Annotated in this window: 19 protein-coding genes; 10 read left to right on the top strand and 9 right to left on the bottom strand. The window is 39.2% G+C overall.

All coding sequences use genetic code 11. From position 1 onward, the window contains the following. The first annotated feature begins 113 nt into the window (after positions 1-113). The 6 genes from IAE19_RS12630 to IAE19_RS12605 all read left to right on the top strand — a co-directional run bounded on the left by IAE19_RS12630 (position 114) and on the right by IAE19_RS12605 (position 4,923). Entirely contained in the window at positions 114-1,154 is a 1,041-nt protein-coding gene (locus IAE19_RS12630; protein ID WP_200461275.1) for a rod shape-determining protein, read from the top strand. A 20-nt stretch (positions 1,155-1,174) separates the two neighbouring features. Beyond that, the gene (gene mreC, locus IAE19_RS12625) at positions 1,175-2,032 is read left to right on the top strand and encodes a rod shape-determining protein MreC (protein WP_200461274.1); all 858 of its coding nucleotides are present in this window, start codon (positions 1,175-1,177) and stop codon (positions 2,030-2,032) included. Next, positions 2,019-2,510: a rod shape-determining protein MreD gene (mreD, locus tag IAE19_RS12620; protein WP_200461273.1), complete on the top strand. Its 492-nt coding sequence runs from the start codon at positions 2,019-2,021 to the stop codon at positions 2,508-2,510. Before mreC ends, mreD begins: the two co-directional genes overlap by 14 nt. Then, complete coding sequence (locus tag IAE19_RS12615; protein WP_200461272.1) at positions 2,498-3,091, top strand: Maf-like protein; 594 nt, start codon at positions 2,498-2,500, stop codon at positions 3,089-3,091. Before mreD ends, IAE19_RS12615 begins: the two co-directional genes overlap by 13 nt. A 61-nt stretch (positions 3,092-3,152) precedes the next feature. After that, positions 3,153-4,607 carry a ribonuclease G gene (gene rng / locus IAE19_RS12610; protein ID WP_200461271.1) on the top strand — a complete coding sequence of 485 codons (1,455 nt, stop codon included), beginning with the start codon at positions 3,153-3,155 and terminating at the stop codon, positions 4,605-4,607. A gap of 139 nt (positions 4,608-4,746) precedes the next feature. After that, positions 4,747-4,923 (top strand): PA1571 family protein, encoded by a 177-nt coding sequence (locus IAE19_RS12605; protein WP_200461270.1) that lies wholly within the window; start codon positions 4,747-4,749, stop codon positions 4,921-4,923. A gap of 39 nt (positions 4,924-4,962) precedes the next feature. Here IAE19_RS12605 and IAE19_RS12600 read toward each other — a convergent pair whose 3' ends face one another. Then, complete coding sequence (locus IAE19_RS12600; protein WP_200461269.1) at positions 4,963-6,360, bottom strand: WS/DGAT/MGAT family O-acyltransferase; 1,398 nt, start codon at positions 6,358-6,360, stop codon at positions 4,963-4,965. Between the two features lie 305 nt (positions 6,361-6,665). Next, positions 6,666-7,286: a phosphoadenosine phosphosulfate reductase family protein gene (locus tag IAE19_RS12595; protein ID WP_200461268.1), complete on the bottom strand. Its 621-nt coding sequence runs from the start codon at positions 7,284-7,286 to the stop codon at positions 6,666-6,668. 160 nt (positions 7,287-7,446) lie between these two features. Here IAE19_RS12595 and thrH point away from each other — a divergent pair, with 160 nt between their 5' ends. Continuing rightward, positions 7,447-8,064: a bifunctional phosphoserine phosphatase/homoserine phosphotransferase ThrH gene (gene thrH / locus IAE19_RS12590; protein ID WP_200461267.1), complete on the top strand. Its 618-nt coding sequence runs from the start codon at positions 7,447-7,449 to the stop codon at positions 8,062-8,064. A 77-nt stretch (positions 8,065-8,141) separates the two neighbouring features. Here thrH and IAE19_RS12585 read toward each other — a convergent pair whose 3' ends face one another. From IAE19_RS12585 to IAE19_RS12570, 4 genes are all read right to left on the bottom strand, one after another. Then, positions 8,142-9,422 carry an OmpP1/FadL family transporter gene (locus tag IAE19_RS12585; RefSeq protein ID WP_200461266.1) on the bottom strand — a complete coding sequence of 427 codons (1,281 nt, stop codon included), beginning with the start codon at positions 9,420-9,422 and terminating at the stop codon, positions 8,142-8,144. 543 nt (positions 9,423-9,965) lie between these two features. Beyond that, positions 9,966-10,412, bottom strand: coding sequence for a VOC family protein (locus tag IAE19_RS12580; RefSeq protein WP_200461265.1), 447 nt, complete (start codon positions 10,410-10,412; stop codon positions 9,966-9,968). Between the two features lie 128 nt (positions 10,413-10,540). Then, positions 10,541-11,716, bottom strand: coding sequence for a thiolase family protein (locus IAE19_RS12575; RefSeq protein WP_200461264.1), 1,176 nt, complete (start codon positions 11,714-11,716; stop codon positions 10,541-10,543). A 109-nt stretch (positions 11,717-11,825) separates the two neighbouring features. After that, complete coding sequence (locus IAE19_RS12570; protein WP_200461263.1) at positions 11,826-12,338, bottom strand: GspH/FimT family pseudopilin; 513 nt, start codon at positions 12,336-12,338, stop codon at positions 11,826-11,828. 384 nt (positions 12,339-12,722) lie between these two features. On the opposite strand from IAE19_RS12570, the gene omp38 reads away from it, so the two are divergent. Next, positions 12,723-13,751: an outer membrane protein Omp38 gene (omp38, locus tag IAE19_RS12565; protein ID WP_200461262.1), complete on the top strand. Its 1,029-nt coding sequence runs from the start codon at positions 12,723-12,725 to the stop codon at positions 13,749-13,751. 108 nt (positions 13,752-13,859) lie between these two features. Here omp38 and dapE read toward each other — a convergent pair whose 3' ends face one another. The 3 genes from dapE to IAE19_RS12550 form a co-directional block, all read right to left on the bottom strand. Continuing rightward, positions 13,860-14,993: a succinyl-diaminopimelate desuccinylase gene (gene dapE / locus IAE19_RS12560; protein WP_200461261.1), complete on the bottom strand. Its 1,134-nt coding sequence runs from the start codon at positions 14,991-14,993 to the stop codon at positions 13,860-13,862. Positions 14,994-15,112: 119 nt separating this feature from the next. Next, complete coding sequence (locus IAE19_RS12555) at positions 15,113-15,256, bottom strand: entericidin A/B family lipoprotein (protein ID WP_200461260.1); 144 nt, start codon at positions 15,254-15,256, stop codon at positions 15,113-15,115. A 128-nt stretch (positions 15,257-15,384) separates the two neighbouring features. Beyond that, on the bottom strand, positions 15,385-16,239 hold the full coding sequence (locus tag IAE19_RS12550; protein ID WP_200461259.1) for a DUF1853 family protein: 855 nt from the start codon (positions 16,237-16,239) through the stop codon (positions 15,385-15,387). 92 nt (positions 16,240-16,331) lie between these two features. On the opposite strand from IAE19_RS12550, the gene IAE19_RS12545 reads away from it, so the two are divergent. Both IAE19_RS12545 and elsL read left to right on the top strand, forming a co-directional pair. Next, positions 16,332-16,691, top strand: a complete 360-nt coding sequence (locus IAE19_RS12545; protein ID WP_200461258.1) for a YbaN family protein — start codon at positions 16,332-16,334, stop codon at positions 16,689-16,691. Between the two features lie 77 nt (positions 16,692-16,768). Then, entirely contained in the window at positions 16,769-17,296 is a 528-nt protein-coding gene (gene elsL, locus IAE19_RS12540) for a cell wall-recycling L,D-carboxypeptidase ElsL (protein ID WP_200461257.1), read from the top strand. Positions 17,297-17,570 lie beyond the last annotated feature (274 nt).

The following is a 17,570-nucleotide window of genomic DNA, read 5'->3' as shown; positions in this document are numbered from 1 at the left end:
ATTAAAAATTTGCAAATAATGTGGCTTATAATAAGCGATTGACTTGTTCAAAGCATCACATTTAGTTAAAGTTGCCAACTTGCGTCCATATAAAGTTTAACTGAGAACGACCCGTGATTCTAAAACGACTAATTGGCTTGTTTTCGCCAGATCTAGCCATTGATTTAGGTACAGCAAATACACTTATTTATGCACCAGGCCGAGGCATTATATTAAATGAACCGACCGTTGTGGCGATTCGTCACAGTGGTTCGCAGAAAATTGTTGCTGCTGTAGGTCTCGATGCTAAACAAATGTTAGGTCGTACGCCAGCCAATATTTCTGCGATTCGTCCGATGAAAGACGGTGTTATTGCCGATTTTGAAGTGACCGAAACCATGTTGAACCAATTTATTGGTAAAGTACATGAAAAGCGCCTATTTCCACCAGCACCACGTGTTGTGGTATGTGTACCATGCAAATCAACTTTAGTTGAACGTCGTGCCATTCGTGAAGCTGTATTCAATGCAGGCGCACGTGATGTTCGTTTAATCGAAGAACCTATGGCTGCTGCCATTGGTGCAGGTATGCCAGTTGAACAAGCGTGTGGTTCTATGGTGGTTGATGTAGGTGGCGGTACAACTGAAATTGCCATTATCTCACTTCAAGGTTGTGTTTATGCAGATTCATTGCGCATAGGTGGCGATGTATTTGATGAACAGATTATCCATTATGTGCGTAAGGCGCATGGCTGTGTGATTGGTGAAACTACGGCTGAAATCATTAAGAAAGAAGTCGGTATGGCTGTTTCTGATGGACAGACTTTGGAAATTGAAGTTCGTGGCCGCAATCTGGCTGAAGGTGTACCTCGTGCAATCACGGTCACTTCTGATGAGGTCATGCAGGCTATTTCTGATCCGCTACAAAGTATCGTCAGTGCAGTGAAGTCAGCACTTGAGCAGACTCCTCCAGAATTATCTTCTGATATTGCTGAACGCGGTATCGTGTTAACAGGTGGTGGTGCATTATTGCGTAACTTGGATAAATTATTGGCTCAAGAAACAGGTTTACCTGTTGTTGTTGCTGAAGATCCACTGACTTGTGTCACCCGTGGGGGGGGGAAAGTGCTTGAGTTCTTCGATAATCCAAACCATGACATGCTCTTTGTTGGTTAATACTATTTAAGGACGAGGCGGTGCAACCGAATCTTTTTTCAAGACAACCGCCATCTTTTCGCTCGTTTGTTATCGCGGTCATTACATGTCTGGTGGTGCTCTTTATTAACTGGCGCATACCTCATGTAATCAAGCCGGCGAGGGATGTCATCTATGCTGCATATAATCCCATATATGCGCTAGCCAGTTATCCTGTATTGTCGCGAGAATGGCTCAATCAACAAACCAAGTCTGAAACACAGTTACGTCGTGAAAATACTGCGATGCAAGCTGAATTGCTTCAGGCTCAGGTACGTCTACAGAAATTATCTGAACTCTCTGCGGAAAATACCCGTTTACGTGGTCTTTTGGATACGCCATTAATTATTGATGGACGTATGGAAATTGCTGAAGTCATTGGAACGGATGCAGACCCATTACGTCATATCATTATTATTAACCGTGGTGCAACCAATCAGATTAAAGTGGGCCAAACGGTTCTTGATGATAAAGGAATTATGGGACAGATTATTAATGTCTATCCGCATAGTTCACGAGTCATGTTGTTATCTGATAAAGAACATTCGCTTTCTGTGCGTCTGGAACGTACAGGCATGCGTGCGATTGTGTCAGGTACAGGTGATCTTGGACGTTTAAAAATGGAATATGTTCCAACCAGTGCCAATGTGAAAATAGGCGATAAAGTCTATAGTTCTGGATTGGGTGAGCATTTTCCTGCTGGTTATTTGGTCGGAACGGTATCGCAGGTACGTCGACATAATTCGGGCGAATTTTCCGAAATTGATGTGACTCCAGCAGCTCAATTAGCCAGTGGTCATCATGTTGTGGTTTTATTTTCTGAATCATTAGCGATGGAGCAACCCTATGCCGATCGCTAAATTAAAATTTGAAAAGCGTAAAGATCCACTGTTCATTATTATTATTTCAATTGTGATCAGTTCAGTTCTAATGGTCTATCCTTTGTCCTATGATGTTTCAGGCTGGCGACCATTAATTATGTTTCTGGTAATGATGTTCTGGGTCTTATGTCAGCCAACGTGGTGTGGTATCTGGTTCGCATTTGCTATTGGTTTATTTACCGATTTATTAATTGATTCACCCTTAGGCCTCAATGCGCTTAGTTTTGTTTTGATCACTTTTATTGTGCGTTATTTTACCCGTGAGCGACGGATTTTAACGTTTATGAATTTGTGGACGATTATTATTTTGGCGCTGATTGCTCATTTGTTTTTTATGTGGATGGCGCAAATTATGGGAGGGTTCCACTTTTCCATTGCGCGACATTGGCAGCCTTTAGTTACCAGTATTTTATGCTGGCCCATTATCTATTATTGTCTACATAAATGGCGTATTTAATTTTGGCCTCAAGCTCGCCCAGACGACAAGAGCTCCTCCAACAACTGGGTTTGCACTTTGATGTAGTTTGTCCTGATATTGATGAATCACAACAGGAAAATGAGTCAGTCGCTACATACGTTGAACGTCTGGCGCGAGAAAAAGCCCAAGTGATTCTCAAAAAATTTCCAGATGCAGTTATACTGGCCGCTGATACAAGTTTGGGACTTGATGGTAAGATTATTGGTAAGCCAGAATCCAAAGCACATGCTTTTAAAATTTGGAAAGCGCTGTCAGGCCGTCAGCATGATGTTTTTTCAGGGATTTGTGTGGCAACAGCGAAGGATATTTTTAGTGATGTCGTGCAGACTAGAGTTGAATTTCAACATTTAACTCACACAGATATGGATGATTATTGGGCAACAGGGGAGCCTGTTGATAAAGCTGGGGCATATGCCATACAGGGGATAGCTGCTCAATTTATTCCTCGAATTGAAGGAAGTTATACCAATGTGGTGGGCTTGCCTTTATACGAGACAGTACAGTTATTAAAAAGAGTTAAGGTCATTGGGAGAAAGAGCGGCTTTGAGCAATCTATTTGATTGTACGCTTGATTTCCTTTAACTCTGGAACAAGAATTTTTATAACATTTTGAGTTTTAGTATGTCGGAAGAACTACTTATTAATGTCACGCCTATGGAGTGTCGGGTGGCATTAATCCAAAACGGAACGGTCAATGAGTTATTTGTTGAGCGTACAGTTAAGCGTGGCTTGGTGGGCAATATCTATACAGGAAAAGTGGTTCGTGTATTGCCGGGAATGCAGGCAGCTTTTGTTGATATAGGATTATCCCGAACTGCATTTTTACATATCAACGATATGGTTTGGTCACGTTCCCAACCGACTCCAAATGTCTTTGAACTTTTGCATCCTGGACAAATTCTTACGGTTCAAGTGATGAAAGATATGTTGGGGACGAAAGGTGCTCGACTAAGTACAGATCTTTCTATTCCTTCACGTTATTTGGTTCTCATGCCTTATGGTAATCATATCGGGGTCTCGCAGAGAATTGAATCTGAAGAAGAACGTGATCGCTTGCGCAGTATGATTGAACGTATTCAGAAAGAACACCATTTGCCAGGGAGTGTGATTGTTCGCACAGCCGCAGAAGGAATTGATGAAGCTTCAATTACACAAGACATGTGTTATCTAGCAAAGCTGTGGGAGTTTATTCAGCGTAAACAAAAAGGTGGCGTTGTTCCCAACCTTATTTTTGAAGAACTACCTTTACCACAGCGGGTGATTCGTGATTTGGCCAATGAAGAAACGTCTAAGGTGTATGTCGATTCACGTGAAATTCATGCAAAACTGGTGGAGTTTATTGATGAATTTGTTCCTGATATTAAGAATCGTTTGATTCACTATCCGGGTGAACGTCCCTTATTTGATCTGTACAATGTTGAAGAGGATATTCAAAAGGCCTTACAGACCCGTGTGGCACTAAAATCTGGCGGCTACCTGATGATTGATCAGACTGAGGCCATGACTACGATTGATGTCAACACAGGCTCCTATGTAGGGGGGCGTAGTCTAGAAGACACAGTATTTAAAACTAATATGGAAGCGACACAAGTCATTGCGCGTCAGTTAAGACTTCGTAATCTAGGTGGCATTATCATTATTGATTTTATTGATATGCAGGAAGCTACGCATCGCGAAGAAGTCATGCGCCAGCTAGAAAAAATGCTAGAACGTGATCATGCTAAAACCAAAATTACTCAGGTTTCTGAGCTGGGGTTAGTGGAAATGACTCGTAAACGTACGCGTGAGTCGTTAGAACATTTACTTTGTGAGTCGTGCCCGACCTGTCAAGGACGGGGTTATGTGAAGACAGCAGAAACAGTGTGTTACGAGATATTTCGAGAAATTTTAAGATATACCCGAGCTTTTGAATCCAAGAGTGGCTTTACTGTCGTTGCTCATCCAGCGGTGATTGATCGATTATTAACTGCAGAAGCTACGGCTGTCGCGGATTTGGAGCATTTTGTGAATCGTGTCATAAAATTTCAAGTCGAAAATTTATACACGCAAGAGCAATATGACATCATTTTAAGTTGAAATTGTAACAGGATTTCGCTTAATCCTTGTTACAACTGAAATTTTACTTTCGCCTGCGAATTTTAAATACTAGATACATCCAGTAGCCAAAGACAAATTCTCCCTTTTTAGACGTCTTAGCAAGTAGAGGTTCTCTAGCATGAATGTAAGTGAAAGATTACTTGGTCAAGGTTTGAAGCATGTGATGGACAGCAGCCATGTTGTAAACACGTGTTATATGGTGGACGATCAAGGTAAAGAAGTACAAATTACCACCGCGATGATTCGCTCTGTGTGTCATCAATTACTCAAACAATGTCGTACAATTAAAAAATAAGGGGCATATTCAAGCCCCTTTTTTTAGCTTAATAAAAACTTAACTTGCTGCAATTACTTCATTTTCCCGCTTTTGCATACTTTCTTTTTCAGCAATCAATTGTTCAAAACGAAGAATTTCATCTTCTAGATGCGTCAATAAGTTTTGCATGCGTGGTAATGCATTACGACAAGCCGTTAAGCCGACTTCAAGTTTATCTAGATAACTGGTCATCGTAATGTTAAGCGCCTGCCCATCTAACACAATTGACGCAGGGTAGAGTGCATCCAGTTTTGCTCCATTCCAATAAAGCGGCTCACGTGGGCCAGGAACATTGGAAATGACCAGATTAAATGCTTGATGTTTTGGCATCATACCAGAAAGAATATTAAGTCCAGCCGCACCGTATACCACAGCACTATAATTTAAAATCTGATCACTGGTCATGCGTTTAAAGCGTTGTTTAGCATTCTGTACGCTGCGACGAATAATCTCAAGACGTTCTACAGGATCATCTTTGTGTGTCGCCAGATTGGCTAGAATCATGGTGATTCGATTGCTTACGTCAGAGTCGTCACTGCGTAATGACGCTGGTACCATCGCAATTAATGGTTTATTCGGTAAACTTTGATGGCTAATCAGATATTCACGTAAAGCGCCAGAACAAACCGCCAAAACAATATCATTAATCGTGACATCAAGAGATTTGGCAATTTGGCGAAAGCGATCCAGCTCAAACGATTGCGCTGCAAATCGACGCGAAGAACTAACCCGCTGATTTAGTATCGAACTAGGTGCCTGAAAACTCGATACATAATCTGGATTACGCCCAAAGTCTTTCAGCAAGGTTTGAGAAAGTTCTTGCATGACACGCGGTGCCGCTTCAAATTGACCTTTTAAACCTGTCAGGATTTTTTTGACTCGACCTGTTTTAGGTTCTTTCAAACGCTTTGCCCGTTTCCCTTCAACACACCAAGGCGGAACGATACTTTTTTCCGTAGGATCATGCGACAATGATTTCTCAATCAAGCGCATACCTGCTACGCCATCCACCATTGCGTGATGGATTTTGAAGTACATAGCAAAACGGTTGCCTTCAATTCCTTCAATGATATTGCATGTCCAGAGCGGCTTTGCCCGATCAATAAGGGTACTATGTTCCTGAGAAATATAGATTAATAACTCACGAATACGTCCCGGATGCGGCAGAGAAACATGACGAAAATGATGATCGAGATCAAACTCTTCATCTTCATCCCAAAACAGACCATTCAGGCGATTGTTAAAGGGTGGAACAGGAATTGACTTGGATTTGCGAATATCATCCACCAGATCCTGCATAAATGTATCTGGAGCATTTTCTGGAATTTCAAATAAAAACAAACCCCCTACGTGCATAGGTTGTTGTCTTTTTTCAAGTGATAAGAAAATGAAGTCAATGGGATGTAATGGGCGCATAGCTTGGATTGCCTCACTGCAATTATATCAATAACCTTTGATGAGCTAAGTTTTTAGAATTATAGAACACGTATCAGGTATAAGTGTATGACTAGTATATAAGCAACAATGTACATAAAGCTAATAAATTGTGAAGAATGGCGGGGTTATAAAAAATTCTAGATATTTTTATAAATTTAAATTTATTGAGCAAATGCTTTATTGGTTTAAAAGAAAGAAATTAATAGGAATGTTAGGTATTAAGTCATTCAAAGACAGTCGCCTAAATGACTGTCTTTACCATATAGATTGATATTTCCAACCGATTAATGACTAAGGTGTAAACCGCATTCACGGTGTTCTTCACCTTTGGTTGGGTCAAAATAGTCTTCATTATCAGGCAGATTATGTTTTTGCATATATTCCCAAAGATCTTTAGATGTCCATTTGAGTAAAGGAGCAACCTTAATCAGTCCATCTGGGTTGATGCTGACCGCATCCATTTCTGCACGAACAGCAGTATCTGTTGCACGTAATGCAGTGAACCAGACTTTAGGTGCCGTTTCACGTAGTGCGCGTTCAAAAGGTTCTAACTTTACTTCTGCGGTGAATGCTTCATGTTTAGGATCGTCCAGAGCGGGTACTGATCCCTCCAATGCCTCTCGGTGAGCACGGGAACGTTTTGGTAGATAAGTAAGTAGATTTAGATGGAGTAATTTACTAATTTCATCAACATATTTATAGGTGGTTTCGGTGTTGTAACCGTTATCCATCCATACCACCTGAATGTCGGGTTTAACACGTGTGAGCATATGCAAAATCACCGCTTCAAACGGACGAAAATTGGTAGTGACAATTGCTTTTTCATTTAGGCTAAGTGCCCATTCAATTAGCTTTTCGGCATCATTGCCTAATTCTGCATTGATACGATCTAAATCTAAACTCATTCCAGTGTTGCCTTATCAGATGTCAACTCATTTTGCAGATTATTATAATCTATTTCGGAGCGTCAACCTGAATAATCAGTCAATTTGAATCTAAAAGATCATGTTTACAAGAAAATCTACATGCTAAACTAATGCAATTTTTAAATCAGCTGGAGTAAGCATGGAAATCGTTTGTTTAGACTTGGAAGGGGTTTTGGTTCCTGAAATCTGGATTAATTTCGCAAAAAAAACGGGAATCAAAGAGCTTGAAGCCACCACACGCGATATTCCAGATTATGATGTGTTAATGACACAGCGCTTAAATATTTTAAAACAACATGGTTTAGGCTTAAACGATATTCAGGCTGTAATTGCGGAAATGGGACCGTTACCGGGCGCAAAAGAGTTTGTGGAATGGGTGCGTACCCATTTCCAATTGATCATTCTTTCAGATACATTTTATGAGTTTGCTCATCCCTTAATGCAACAATTAGGTTGGCCGACAATTTTCTGTCACAAGTTAGAGACAGATGATAACGGTATGATTACTGCTTACAAACTTCGCCAGCCAGATCAAAAACGAGAAGCGGTTAAAGCATTACATGGCTTGAATTTTCGTGTGATCGCAGCGGGTGATTCTTATAATGACACCACAATGCTGGGTGAAGCAGATCATGGTTTCTTATTTGATGCGCCAGACAATGTCATTGCTGAATTTCCTCAATTCCCAGCCATTCATGGCTATGAGGCATTGAAAGAAGCCATCCGTTCAGTTTCTCAGCGTAATATTCCTGCTTAATCGTTTTTTTTGATAAAGCAAAACTAAAGGCGCTCAAAGCGCCTTTAGTTTTAGGTATTATTTTTTAGGTTTATGATTTAGAAGCGATAACCGATTTTTAAGCCATAAGCGATGGCGTGGTTATCTTTAAAGTCTGCGATGTACTCAGAAGTACCAAATTGTGCTCCTGATTGTGCTTTAGCATCGCCCAGCCAGAAATATTTTACCCCGCCCGCGATGAAATAGTTTGGAGCTGGACTGAATTGTGCTCCTAAGCCCACATTCCAATAACCTTCTGTTGGTCCAAGTGTTGTAACAGGATTACCTGAGCCAGAATCCCAACCAACAGAGACATTCCCAGCCCATTGATCATTTAACTTGCGGCCTAAACCTACATTTGCAGACCATTGATCATCGGTATATGCAACAAGATCAAAGCCATTCGGTTTACCTACACTTGGACCTGCAATTGCACTTGCTCTACCAAATTTATCTGGGCGGATTGAAAAATCTTTCCAGTTCACCCAGCGAACATTTGCAAAGGCAACTGTATCAGCCATGATTCCTGTCTGAAAATCTAGGTTTGCTGATTGTGGTGTCGTAATATCAGTTTTATTGGGGGTTAAGAAGTTTAATGCACCAAAACTTCCCGCAGAATTGAAAGTTTCTCTGGCATTTACCGAATGTTCAATTTCAGAGCGATAAGTCAAAGATGTTTTTAATGCAATTTCAGGAAGCTGAAATGCGATACCAGCTAACCAGCCAACATCTCCAGTTTCTTTAATATTGGCATTGTAACCACCAAATGTTGCATTGCCGCCATAAGCTGTGCCTCGTAATTGGACACTACCTTTAACAGTTTGATAGGCTGCACCGCCATAAATATTCCAGTTTTCAGTAGGTTGAAAACCTAAAATAAATGACAAGTTTTGAGTGGTAACATCAACTTCAGTGCCTTCGCTGCCATTATGAAATGCACCCTGACCAGCAAATGCTGCCGCAGCTCCAGGCAAAACCGCAGGTAATGTTGCAGTTGTAGTTGAATACGTTGCTTTGGCTCCAAATGGTTGATCGTAAAGTAAGCCAAAAGAAAAGTTTGGATTAAGTTGAACTTTTAATGCTGCATTATAGAATTGATAATCATCTGCCATCTCACCAGTAGCAGTATTGGATAATAATGGTAGTGCGGCATTAGGATAATTGTCTTTGGTTTGACCAGAAACATTCGGATCTAATATGGAAATTCCAGCTTCAAAATAGTTGCCTGGTTGTAAAAAAGCTGCAATAGATTGCCCAGAGCGGTCGAGAGCTGCTGCAAAAACCCCTGTTGTAGGTAGTGATGCCAAGATCATAGCGGTTGTTAAATGTTTTAATTTCATTCAAATCTTTCCTTGAACAACAAAATAATTTATTGCTTATTTCCAAGCATTTACATTTTTAATTTTGGAGAAATGAGTTTAATGTATCTGTATTCATCCTTACTCCATGCAACAAAAATAACACAATTAAAATAAGAGTAAATGCTCTATAAGGCTACATAAGTTAAAAAAATAATGCTTGCAATAGTTTGATACTATTTTCTTAACAGTATTAAAAAATAAAATAATAATTAAGTTTTTATAAATCAATAGTTTGAAATTATTTTTTAAATATACGATTGTCTTTTTTTACTGAAAAAGTAGACGCTATAGTCAAAGATTTTTATTTTTAATTAAGATCTAAATTTTCATTTGTCTGTTATTTGTCCATTTCTGTGAGGGTGGTTTGTTTTTTTGCGTATTTTATTTAAGTTTAATTTAAGATTTTTATTTTTTGCTATAAGCGAAAATCTTCAGAAATACTTAATAAAAGAATAGACCACCTAGTCGATATTTTTAAAAGTCCATTTATTAATTTCACCTCTATCTATTAGAAGAAAGGTTTTATTCCATTCCTAATTGACAATTCACCATCCATTTTATACCAAATTGATCAGTAAACGCGCCATACAATGCACCCCAAAAGGTTTTTTGTAGTGGCATTTCGACTAATCCTCCCATCGATAAAAGATTAAATAATCGACGAGTTTCTGTTTCATCATTTTCTAAATTAATTGAAATATAGTGGTTATTTCCTTTATTTAAAATCGCATTTGCTGGACTGCAAAACTGTTCATTGACATCTGACCCCATAAGAACTGTAAATTCATTAATAGTCAAAGAAACATGCAATATCAGGTTTCTTTGGGAATCTGATAAGACCACGCCATCTTGTGCGGGTAGGTCTGCGTATCGAGTCATCATGGCAAATTCGCCACCAAAAACAGATTGGTAAAAATTAAAAGCGGCTTCGGCTTCACCATTAAAGTTGAGGTAATGATTGAGTTGCATAGGGAATTGTCCTGATTATTTTTATTGTTACCTCATCAATGTAATTTAGAGTTAGATAAAAAACAGTCTAATTTTGTATCTACACCACAAAAAAATCCCGCCGAAGCGGGATTAAAAATTATGAAGACTTAAAGTAATTCTATGGCAACAGCCGTTGCTTCCCCTCCGCCGATACACAATGCAGCAATCCCTTTTTTTCCACCGGTGCGTTTTAGTGCATGTATTAATGTCAAAATAATACGCGAACCAGTCGAACCTACAGGATGTCCTAAAGCACAGGCGCCGCCATTAATATTGACTTTTTCAGCATCAAGTTTGAAATCATCGATGGCACACATTGTCACCATGGCAAATGCTTCATTGATTTCCCAAAGATCGACATCTTGAGCATCCCAACCCGCTTTTTTAAGGACTTTGTCAATTGCGCCAACAGGGGCAATAGTAAATTCAGATGGGTGTTGAGAGTTGGATGCAGTTGCTACAATTTTGGCTAAAGGTTGTAAACCGCGTTGATTAGCAATTTCACTAGAAGTTAGTACCAGTGCTGAAGCACCATCTGAAATTGAACTAGCATTGGCTGCAGTAATTGTTCCATCTTTGGCAAAAGCTGGTTTTAAAGATGGGATTTTATCAATTTTAGCATTTAAAGGTTGTTCATCCTGATCAATTGTAATGTCACCTTTACGTGATGAAACAGTGACAGGAACAATCTCATCCTTAAAATAGCCTTCGGTGATCGCTGTTTGAGCTCGCTTAAGTGAACGAATGGCAAATTCATCCATTTGTTCTCGAGTATAGCTGCGAGTATTGGCCATATCCTGAGCAAAGGAACCCATTAAACGACCTGTTTCAGCATCTTCAAGACCATCAAAAAACATATGATCTTTAATTTCACCATGACCCATACGATATCCTGCACGAGCTTTAGGCAAAATATAGGGTGCATTTGTCATTGATTCCATGCCACCAGCAACGACAATTCCAGCACTTCCTGCCTTAATCATATCTGTAGCTTGCATAACAGCTTTCATGCCAGAACCACACAGTTTATTAATGGTTACAGCACCAGTAGAATCAGGTAGCCCCGCTTTACGCATGGCTTGACGGGCAGGACCCTGTTTTAGACCCGCGGGTAACACGCATCCCATAATCACTTCTTCAATATCTGCTGGTACTAAGCCAGCACGTTGAACAGCTTCACGTATAGTAACGGCACCCAGTTCAGGTGCTGTCGAAGATGATAAAACGCCTTGAAAGCCGCCCATTGCTGTACGTGCGCCATTTATAATTACAATATCTGTCACAATCATTTCTCCCAAAATCACTTAAGAATTACGTTTTCGAAGCAGTATAGTAAAAAAGTAGATTGATAAAAGTGACCTAAAAGACCACAACCTCGACTGCCCAGTTTTCTTAACAGCTGGTCAGAGATTCATTGCGAGCATGTCCCATTCGACTGAGTGTTAGCTTGAGGTAATGAGGATAATGATGTGAGCAATAACGAAAAGAACCATTTGAAGCCAGAGGAAGACCTGAATTCCCTTCAAAAATAATTCTTTTATTGCCAAATCCCTGCCAAGATAATGTGCCATATTTTAATTGCAAACTTTCTATAGCTAACACCGTTTCATCCAAATCGTAGTTACGGTTTTTATTCTGATCGATAAATAAAATATAACCGTTCGTCCAATTATTATCACATTCATGAAAGGTACTGGTTGCGCATAAAATTATATTCTTTCTATAAAGCAATGATTCATGCTTAGCCTTTTGTATATGGCGTGTGAGCATTTGGGGTACTTTTTTTGCCTCTTGTGATGCCATGTATTGGTGATAAGAGGGGATTGCAAAGGAAGCAATTACAGCAATGATTGTTAATACAACACTTATTTCGATTAACGAAAAACCATCATTTATCTTTTTCATGTTAAAGATACGTCCATCTTGTGTAACTTTTTTTGTTTTTTAACAGTAGATTAAGCAAAAAAGATTGAAAAAAAGTTTGAGTTGAAATATTTATTACTTTAAGCGTTTGAATGCTGCTAAAATAAAGAAAGCGTGAAGATAAGCTATTCACAACAATAAATTGAGTAGAAAGTTACCGAATTACAACGGAAATTGTAAGTAATTTTGTCAATAATTTACTTGATTAAAGTTATCAAGCACTTGGAAATCAGTTTAAGTGTTTGTATGATTCAACGTGAGTAGCTTAAAAATAATACTGGGGTATATAAAAAGTTATCTCAGGGCCATAAAAATTTTAGGCTGAGCTTGAACAACAAACAATTTGTTTATCTCTGGAGGATATCCATGAAATTGAGTCGTATTGCACTTGCTACTATGCTGGTTGCTGCTCCATTCGCTGCTGCAAACGCTGGCGTAACCGTTACTCCTTTATTGTTAGGTTATACTTGGTATGATACTGACCACAACAATGACAAACTTACAGCTGGTCCTGAGTTACAAGACGATTTATTCGTTGGTGCTGGATTAGGTGTTGAGTTAACTCCTTGGTTAGGTTTTGAAGCTGAATACTCTCAAGTAAAAGGTGATCTTGACGGTGTTCCTGGAAATCCTGGTGCAGAATACAAACAACAAAACATTGTTGGTAATTTCTACGCTACTTCTGACCTCATTACTAAAAATTATGACAGCAAAATCAAGCCTTATGTATTACTAGGTGCTGGTCAAGCTAAATATGAGTTTGATGGTTTAGCTGATAAGAAAGATACGATTGGTAATGCTGGTGTTGGTGCTTTCTGGCGTCTAAATGATGCATTGTCTCTTCGTACTGAAGCTCGTGGTACGTATGACTTTGATGAAAAATTCTGGAGCTATACTGCTCTTGCAGGTTTGAACGTAGTTCTTGGTGGTCACTTGAAACCAGCTGCGCCAGTAGTTGAAGTTGCTCCAGTTGAGCCAACTCCAGTTCAACCTCAACCACAAGAGTTGACTGAAGATCTTAACATGGAACTTCGTGTATTCTTTGATACCAACAAATCAAACATCAAAGATCAATACAAACCTGAAATCGCAAAAGTTGCTGAGAAGTTAGTTGAATACCCTAACGCAACTGCTCGTATCGATGGTCACACAGATAACACTGGTCCTCGTAAGTTAAACGAACGTTTATCTTTAGCTCGTGCTAACTCTGTTAAATCAGCTCTTGTAAACGAATACAACATTGATGCTTCTCGTTTATCTACTCAAGGTTTTGCGTGGGATCAACCGATTGCTGACAACAGCACTAAAGAAGGTCGTGCAATGAACCGTCGTGTATTCGCTACAATTACTGGTAGCCGTACTGTAGTCGTTCAACCTGGTCAACAAGCTCAATAATCTGAGTTTTTGATTGAAAAAGAGCAGCTTTAAAGCTGCTCTTTTTATTTGTGTTTTTTAAGCATAATAAAAATACACTCTTTTGAGTGTATTTTTATATGTGTTGATTTAGGTAAGAAGCTGTTTCAGCATTTCTTCATAAATTTCTGCCAAAGGTTCTAGATCCGCAACATTTACATGTTCATTAACTTGATGAATTGAGGCATTTAGTACACCTAACTCTAAGACTTGTGCGCCAGTAGGTGCGATAAAACGTCCATCAGACGTACCGCCAGTGGTAGATAACTGAGTTTCTGTTCCGGTAATTTTTTTAATTGCATGTTTTGCTGCATTAACCAATTCGCCGACGGGCGTTAAAAATGGTAAACCTGATAGTGTCCAGACAATGTCATATTCAAGTCCGTGTCGATCTAGAAGGTCTATAACGCGCTGTTTTAAAATTTCTGCGGTGACTTCAGTGGAGTATCTAAAATTGAAGGTCACTTCAAGTGTGCCAGGTACAACATTGGTTGCACCTGTCCCTGAATGGATATTAGAGATTTGGAACGTTGTTGCTGGGAAATATTCATTGCCTTCATCCCAAATAGTTTCACACAGCTCATGAATGGCGGCAGCAGCTAAATGAATAGGGTTGCGAGCTAAATGGGGATAGGCTACGTGCCCTTGTTTACCTTGAACCGTTAAAACAGCATTGAGTGAACCGCGACGTCCATTTTTGATAATGTCGCCTAACTGATGTGTGCTTGAAGGTTCACCTACGAGACACCACGTTATTTTCTCATTACGGGCCTCAAGGGTTTCAATTACTTTAACTGTACCATTGATAGAGGGTCCTTCTTCATCTGAGGTAATAAGATAAGCAATTGAGCCTTTATGATCCGGATGTTTTTTAACAAAACGTTCAGTGGCAATCACCATCGCTGCTAACGCAGTTTTCATATCTGCTGCACCACGTCCATACAGTATTCCATTACGAATTTCGGGCTGAAATGGATCGGTTTCCCAAGCGTGTAAGCTACCTGTCGGTACGACGTCAGTATGACCTGCAAAACAAAATACAGGTGACTGCGTGCCACGACGCGCCCATAAATTATCAACATCTTCAAAACGCATATGCTCGATTTGAAAACCAGCCTGAGCAAGACGGTCAGCCATAATATTTTGACAATTATGATCGACTGGCGTGACAGAAGGTTGGCGTAGAAGCTCTAAACTGAGGTCTAAGGTATCTGATAAAGTCATAGGGAAGAATTTGGCAGTGAAAAACTGACAGTTATAATAGGCTAAACTGTTGTATCTGGGTACGTATAAATGAAAAAACCTTATCATTCGATAAGGTTTTTAAAATGTAATTAGATGACTTACATTTTGTCTTGAGTTTTTTGCGCTGTATTCGTTACTGCATCTCCAGCTTTAGATACATCTTTTCCCACGCCTTTGAAAGTATTACAACCCGTTAATACAAAAGCAACCATCATTGATGCAACTAAGATTTTTTTCATCATCTATCTCCACTTTAGATTTAATTCTGATGTACTTCAAAGATTAAAAACTAATCATGAAAATAAACATGAGTGTTTGATAGTAAATGTGTTAAAAAGTGTTTCAGAAGAGAATTGTTCTTGTAAATAAGTTATTTATAGGTCATTAAGTGTTGCCGATACATGTAATATTGAGCAAAGTGATAAGGCCCTTTGTATAAGCCATTTGTCCACCATTTTGCTTGTGATGAGGAAGGAACGTGATTGGGGCATAACCATTCATGCCGCGTTAAACGATAATAATCTGGCCTTATTTGACTTCCCCATTGCCCTAGTTGTCTTTGTGGTTCAATCCAGTCTAAATTCATAGTAGTTTCTAGGAAGGATTCAGGTAAATAAAGTTGACCTTTTAGTACAGCATAACGTTTTTGGATCACATGATGATCGACTTGTTTAAACTGAAATTGGCGTTGAGTAAAATGATTTAGTTTTTTAGACAAAGTGTCATCACGATTTAGTCCAAACCAAAACGGTAGAGTAAAATCAGCTTCGCCTAAATAATATTTTAAAGCGACTTCCCAGTGTTCAATTTCGTTTGTATTGGTATTTAAAAGAAGAAAATCAAGTTCTCCCAACGTCTTTGCGTGATCTATTTTTTGGATGCTATGACCTAAAAGTTGGTAAGGATGATACTCATGATCTTGTAGCCAAAACCAGAGTAGATACTCAAAACGCAAACCTAAACGGGTGCTTTTTAGTTGATTAAGAAAATCAAACAATGGTTCTGGATGCTGGTCAAGCCTAAGCAAGCGCTGTTGATAGGCGATAAATTGTGTTTGCCAGAAATGTGGCATGTGTAAATCGAAGTTGTAGTTAATGCTTAGTTCATCGGGAATACTTTTTATAATATTCGGACTGGCTAGACAAAACGCCAGTTGACGTACACTGGGTTGTTTGAACTTTAACCATGGTTCAAAATATTCATTCATGAAAAGAGAAATGGGCATAACAACCTAATGCAATAATTTAAATTAGAAATAAGCAAATAACATATAAAACTTTTATACTAGGCGGCGCGTAAGCAATTTTAGGATTCAATATGAAAACGTTGTTTTGGCGAAGCCTTGTAGTGATATTTATCACACTTGGTATTATTGGTGCAATTTTGCCTGGTATGCCAACAACGGTATTCTTAATTTTGGCGGCTTGGGCGGCGTCAAAAGGCTGGCCCCAAATGGATGCATGGTTACTTAATCATCCTAAATATGGGCCAACCTTACGCAATTGGCGTGAATATGGCACAGTCCCTCGTAGAGCTAAATGGATCGCTAGTATCATGATGCTTATCAGTGGCATTATTATGCTATTTACTAATGCACCATTTTGGGTAAAAGTTTTTACTGATAGCATTATGTTTATTGTTGCAGTGTGGTTATGGCTTCGTCCTGAGCACCGTTAAAAAAGCAATACTTTTAGCGGCACAAGACCTTGCATAATATATTCATCCTGTCCGCATATTTAAAATCGAGAAATAAAATGTCTTATACGCTAGAACAGGCAGATATTTTGATTGATTTAGAACAGCAGCTTCTATATCTACCCAAACACAATAAATTATATTTGATTTCTTCAGGTAAAAATGGAATTGGCGAGCAAGACAACTCAGGTAAGACACCACGAGGTTGGCATCAAGTTGCTGAAAAATTTGGTGAAAACCTGCCTGTTAATACCGTCTTTATCGCACGTCAACCTACAGGCGAAATATATTCTCCAGCGTTGTCGCTTGAAAACCCACAACGTGATTGGATTTTATCCCGAATTCTTTGGTTAGATGGGCTTGAACAGGGCTTTAATCAAGGACAGGGGTGTGATAGTAAACAAAGGTATATCTACATTCATGGAACACCTGATAGTGAGCCGATGGGAATCCCTGTTTCACATGGCTGTATTCGCATGCGTAATCAAGATGTCATAGAGATATTTGATTTGATGGAAAGAGGGGCTCTGGTTTATTTATCTGAATCAAAAATTGAGCCATTCATTCCTGTACACAAAGATTCGTAATCTTTTAAAAGAGGATATTGAATCTGTAATCTAATGAGGTGATGATTTCTAAAGATCATAAATAAGCATTTGATGTTTAAATAAAACACAGAATTTTCAGGTTTTTCTATCGAATCACCTATTTTTTAATCATTCACGCCAGATTTTGAGAAAAGAAAGGGAAAAGCGTTTGACACGCTGATTAGATTCTCTATAATGCACCTCACAAACGATGAAGACGTTAAGGGCGCTTAGCTCAGTTGGTAGAGCGTCTGCCTTACAAGCAGAATGTCGG

Origin of the sequence: Acinetobacter sp. S40, assembly GCF_016624705.1 — a bacterium.
Taxonomy (GTDB): domain Bacteria; phylum Pseudomonadota; class Gammaproteobacteria; order Pseudomonadales; family Moraxellaceae; genus Acinetobacter.
Note: the sequence above shows the minus strand (reverse complement) of the source record. Positions and strands in the feature narration are given on the sequence as shown.

Coding starts and splice junctions, on each gene's coding strand:
- dapE (WP_200461261.1), bottom strand. CDS start 14,993: ATGACTTTATCAGATACCTTAGACCTCAGTTTAGAGCTTCTACGCCAA.
- IAE19_RS12600 (WP_200461269.1), bottom strand. CDS start 6,360: ATGCGCCCATTACATCCCATTGACTTCATTTTCTTATCACTTGAAAAA.
- thrH (WP_200461267.1), top strand. CDS start 7,447: ATGGAAATCGTTTGTTTAGACTTGGAAGGGGTTTTGGTTCCTGAAATC.
- IAE19_RS12545 (WP_200461258.1), top strand. CDS start 16,332: ATGAAAACGTTGTTTTGGCGAAGCCTTGTAGTGATATTTATCACACTT.
- mreD (WP_200461273.1), top strand. CDS start 2,019: ATGCCGATCGCTAAATTAAAATTTGAAAAGCGTAAAGATCCACTGTTC.
- IAE19_RS12580 (WP_200461265.1), bottom strand. CDS start 10,412: ATGCAACTCAATCATTACCTCAACTTTAATGGTGAAGCCGAAGCCGCT.
- IAE19_RS12615 (WP_200461272.1), top strand. CDS start 2,498: ATGGCGTATTTAATTTTGGCCTCAAGCTCGCCCAGACGACAAGAGCTC.
- IAE19_RS12570 (WP_200461263.1), bottom strand. CDS start 12,338: ATGAAAAAGATAAATGATGGTTTTTCGTTAATCGAAATAAGTGTTGTA.
- IAE19_RS12605 (WP_200461270.1), top strand. CDS start 4,747: ATGAATGTAAGTGAAAGATTACTTGGTCAAGGTTTGAAGCATGTGATG.
- omp38 (WP_200461262.1), top strand. CDS start 12,723: ATGAAATTGAGTCGTATTGCACTTGCTACTATGCTGGTTGCTGCTCCA.
- elsL (WP_200461257.1), top strand. CDS start 16,769: ATGTCTTATACGCTAGAACAGGCAGATATTTTGATTGATTTAGAACAG.
- rng (WP_200461271.1), top strand. CDS start 3,153: ATGTCGGAAGAACTACTTATTAATGTCACGCCTATGGAGTGTCGGGTG.
- IAE19_RS12595 (WP_200461268.1), bottom strand. CDS start 7,286: ATGAGTTTAGATTTAGATCGTATCAATGCAGAATTAGGCAATGATGCC.
- IAE19_RS12550 (WP_200461259.1), bottom strand. CDS start 16,239: ATGCCCATTTCTCTTTTCATGAATGAATATTTTGAACCATGGTTAAAG.
- IAE19_RS12555 (WP_200461260.1), bottom strand. CDS start 15,256: ATGATGAAAAAAATCTTAGTTGCATCAATGATGGTTGCTTTTGTATTA.
- IAE19_RS12585 (WP_200461266.1), bottom strand. CDS start 9,422: ATGAAATTAAAACATTTAACAACCGCTATGATCTTGGCATCACTACCT.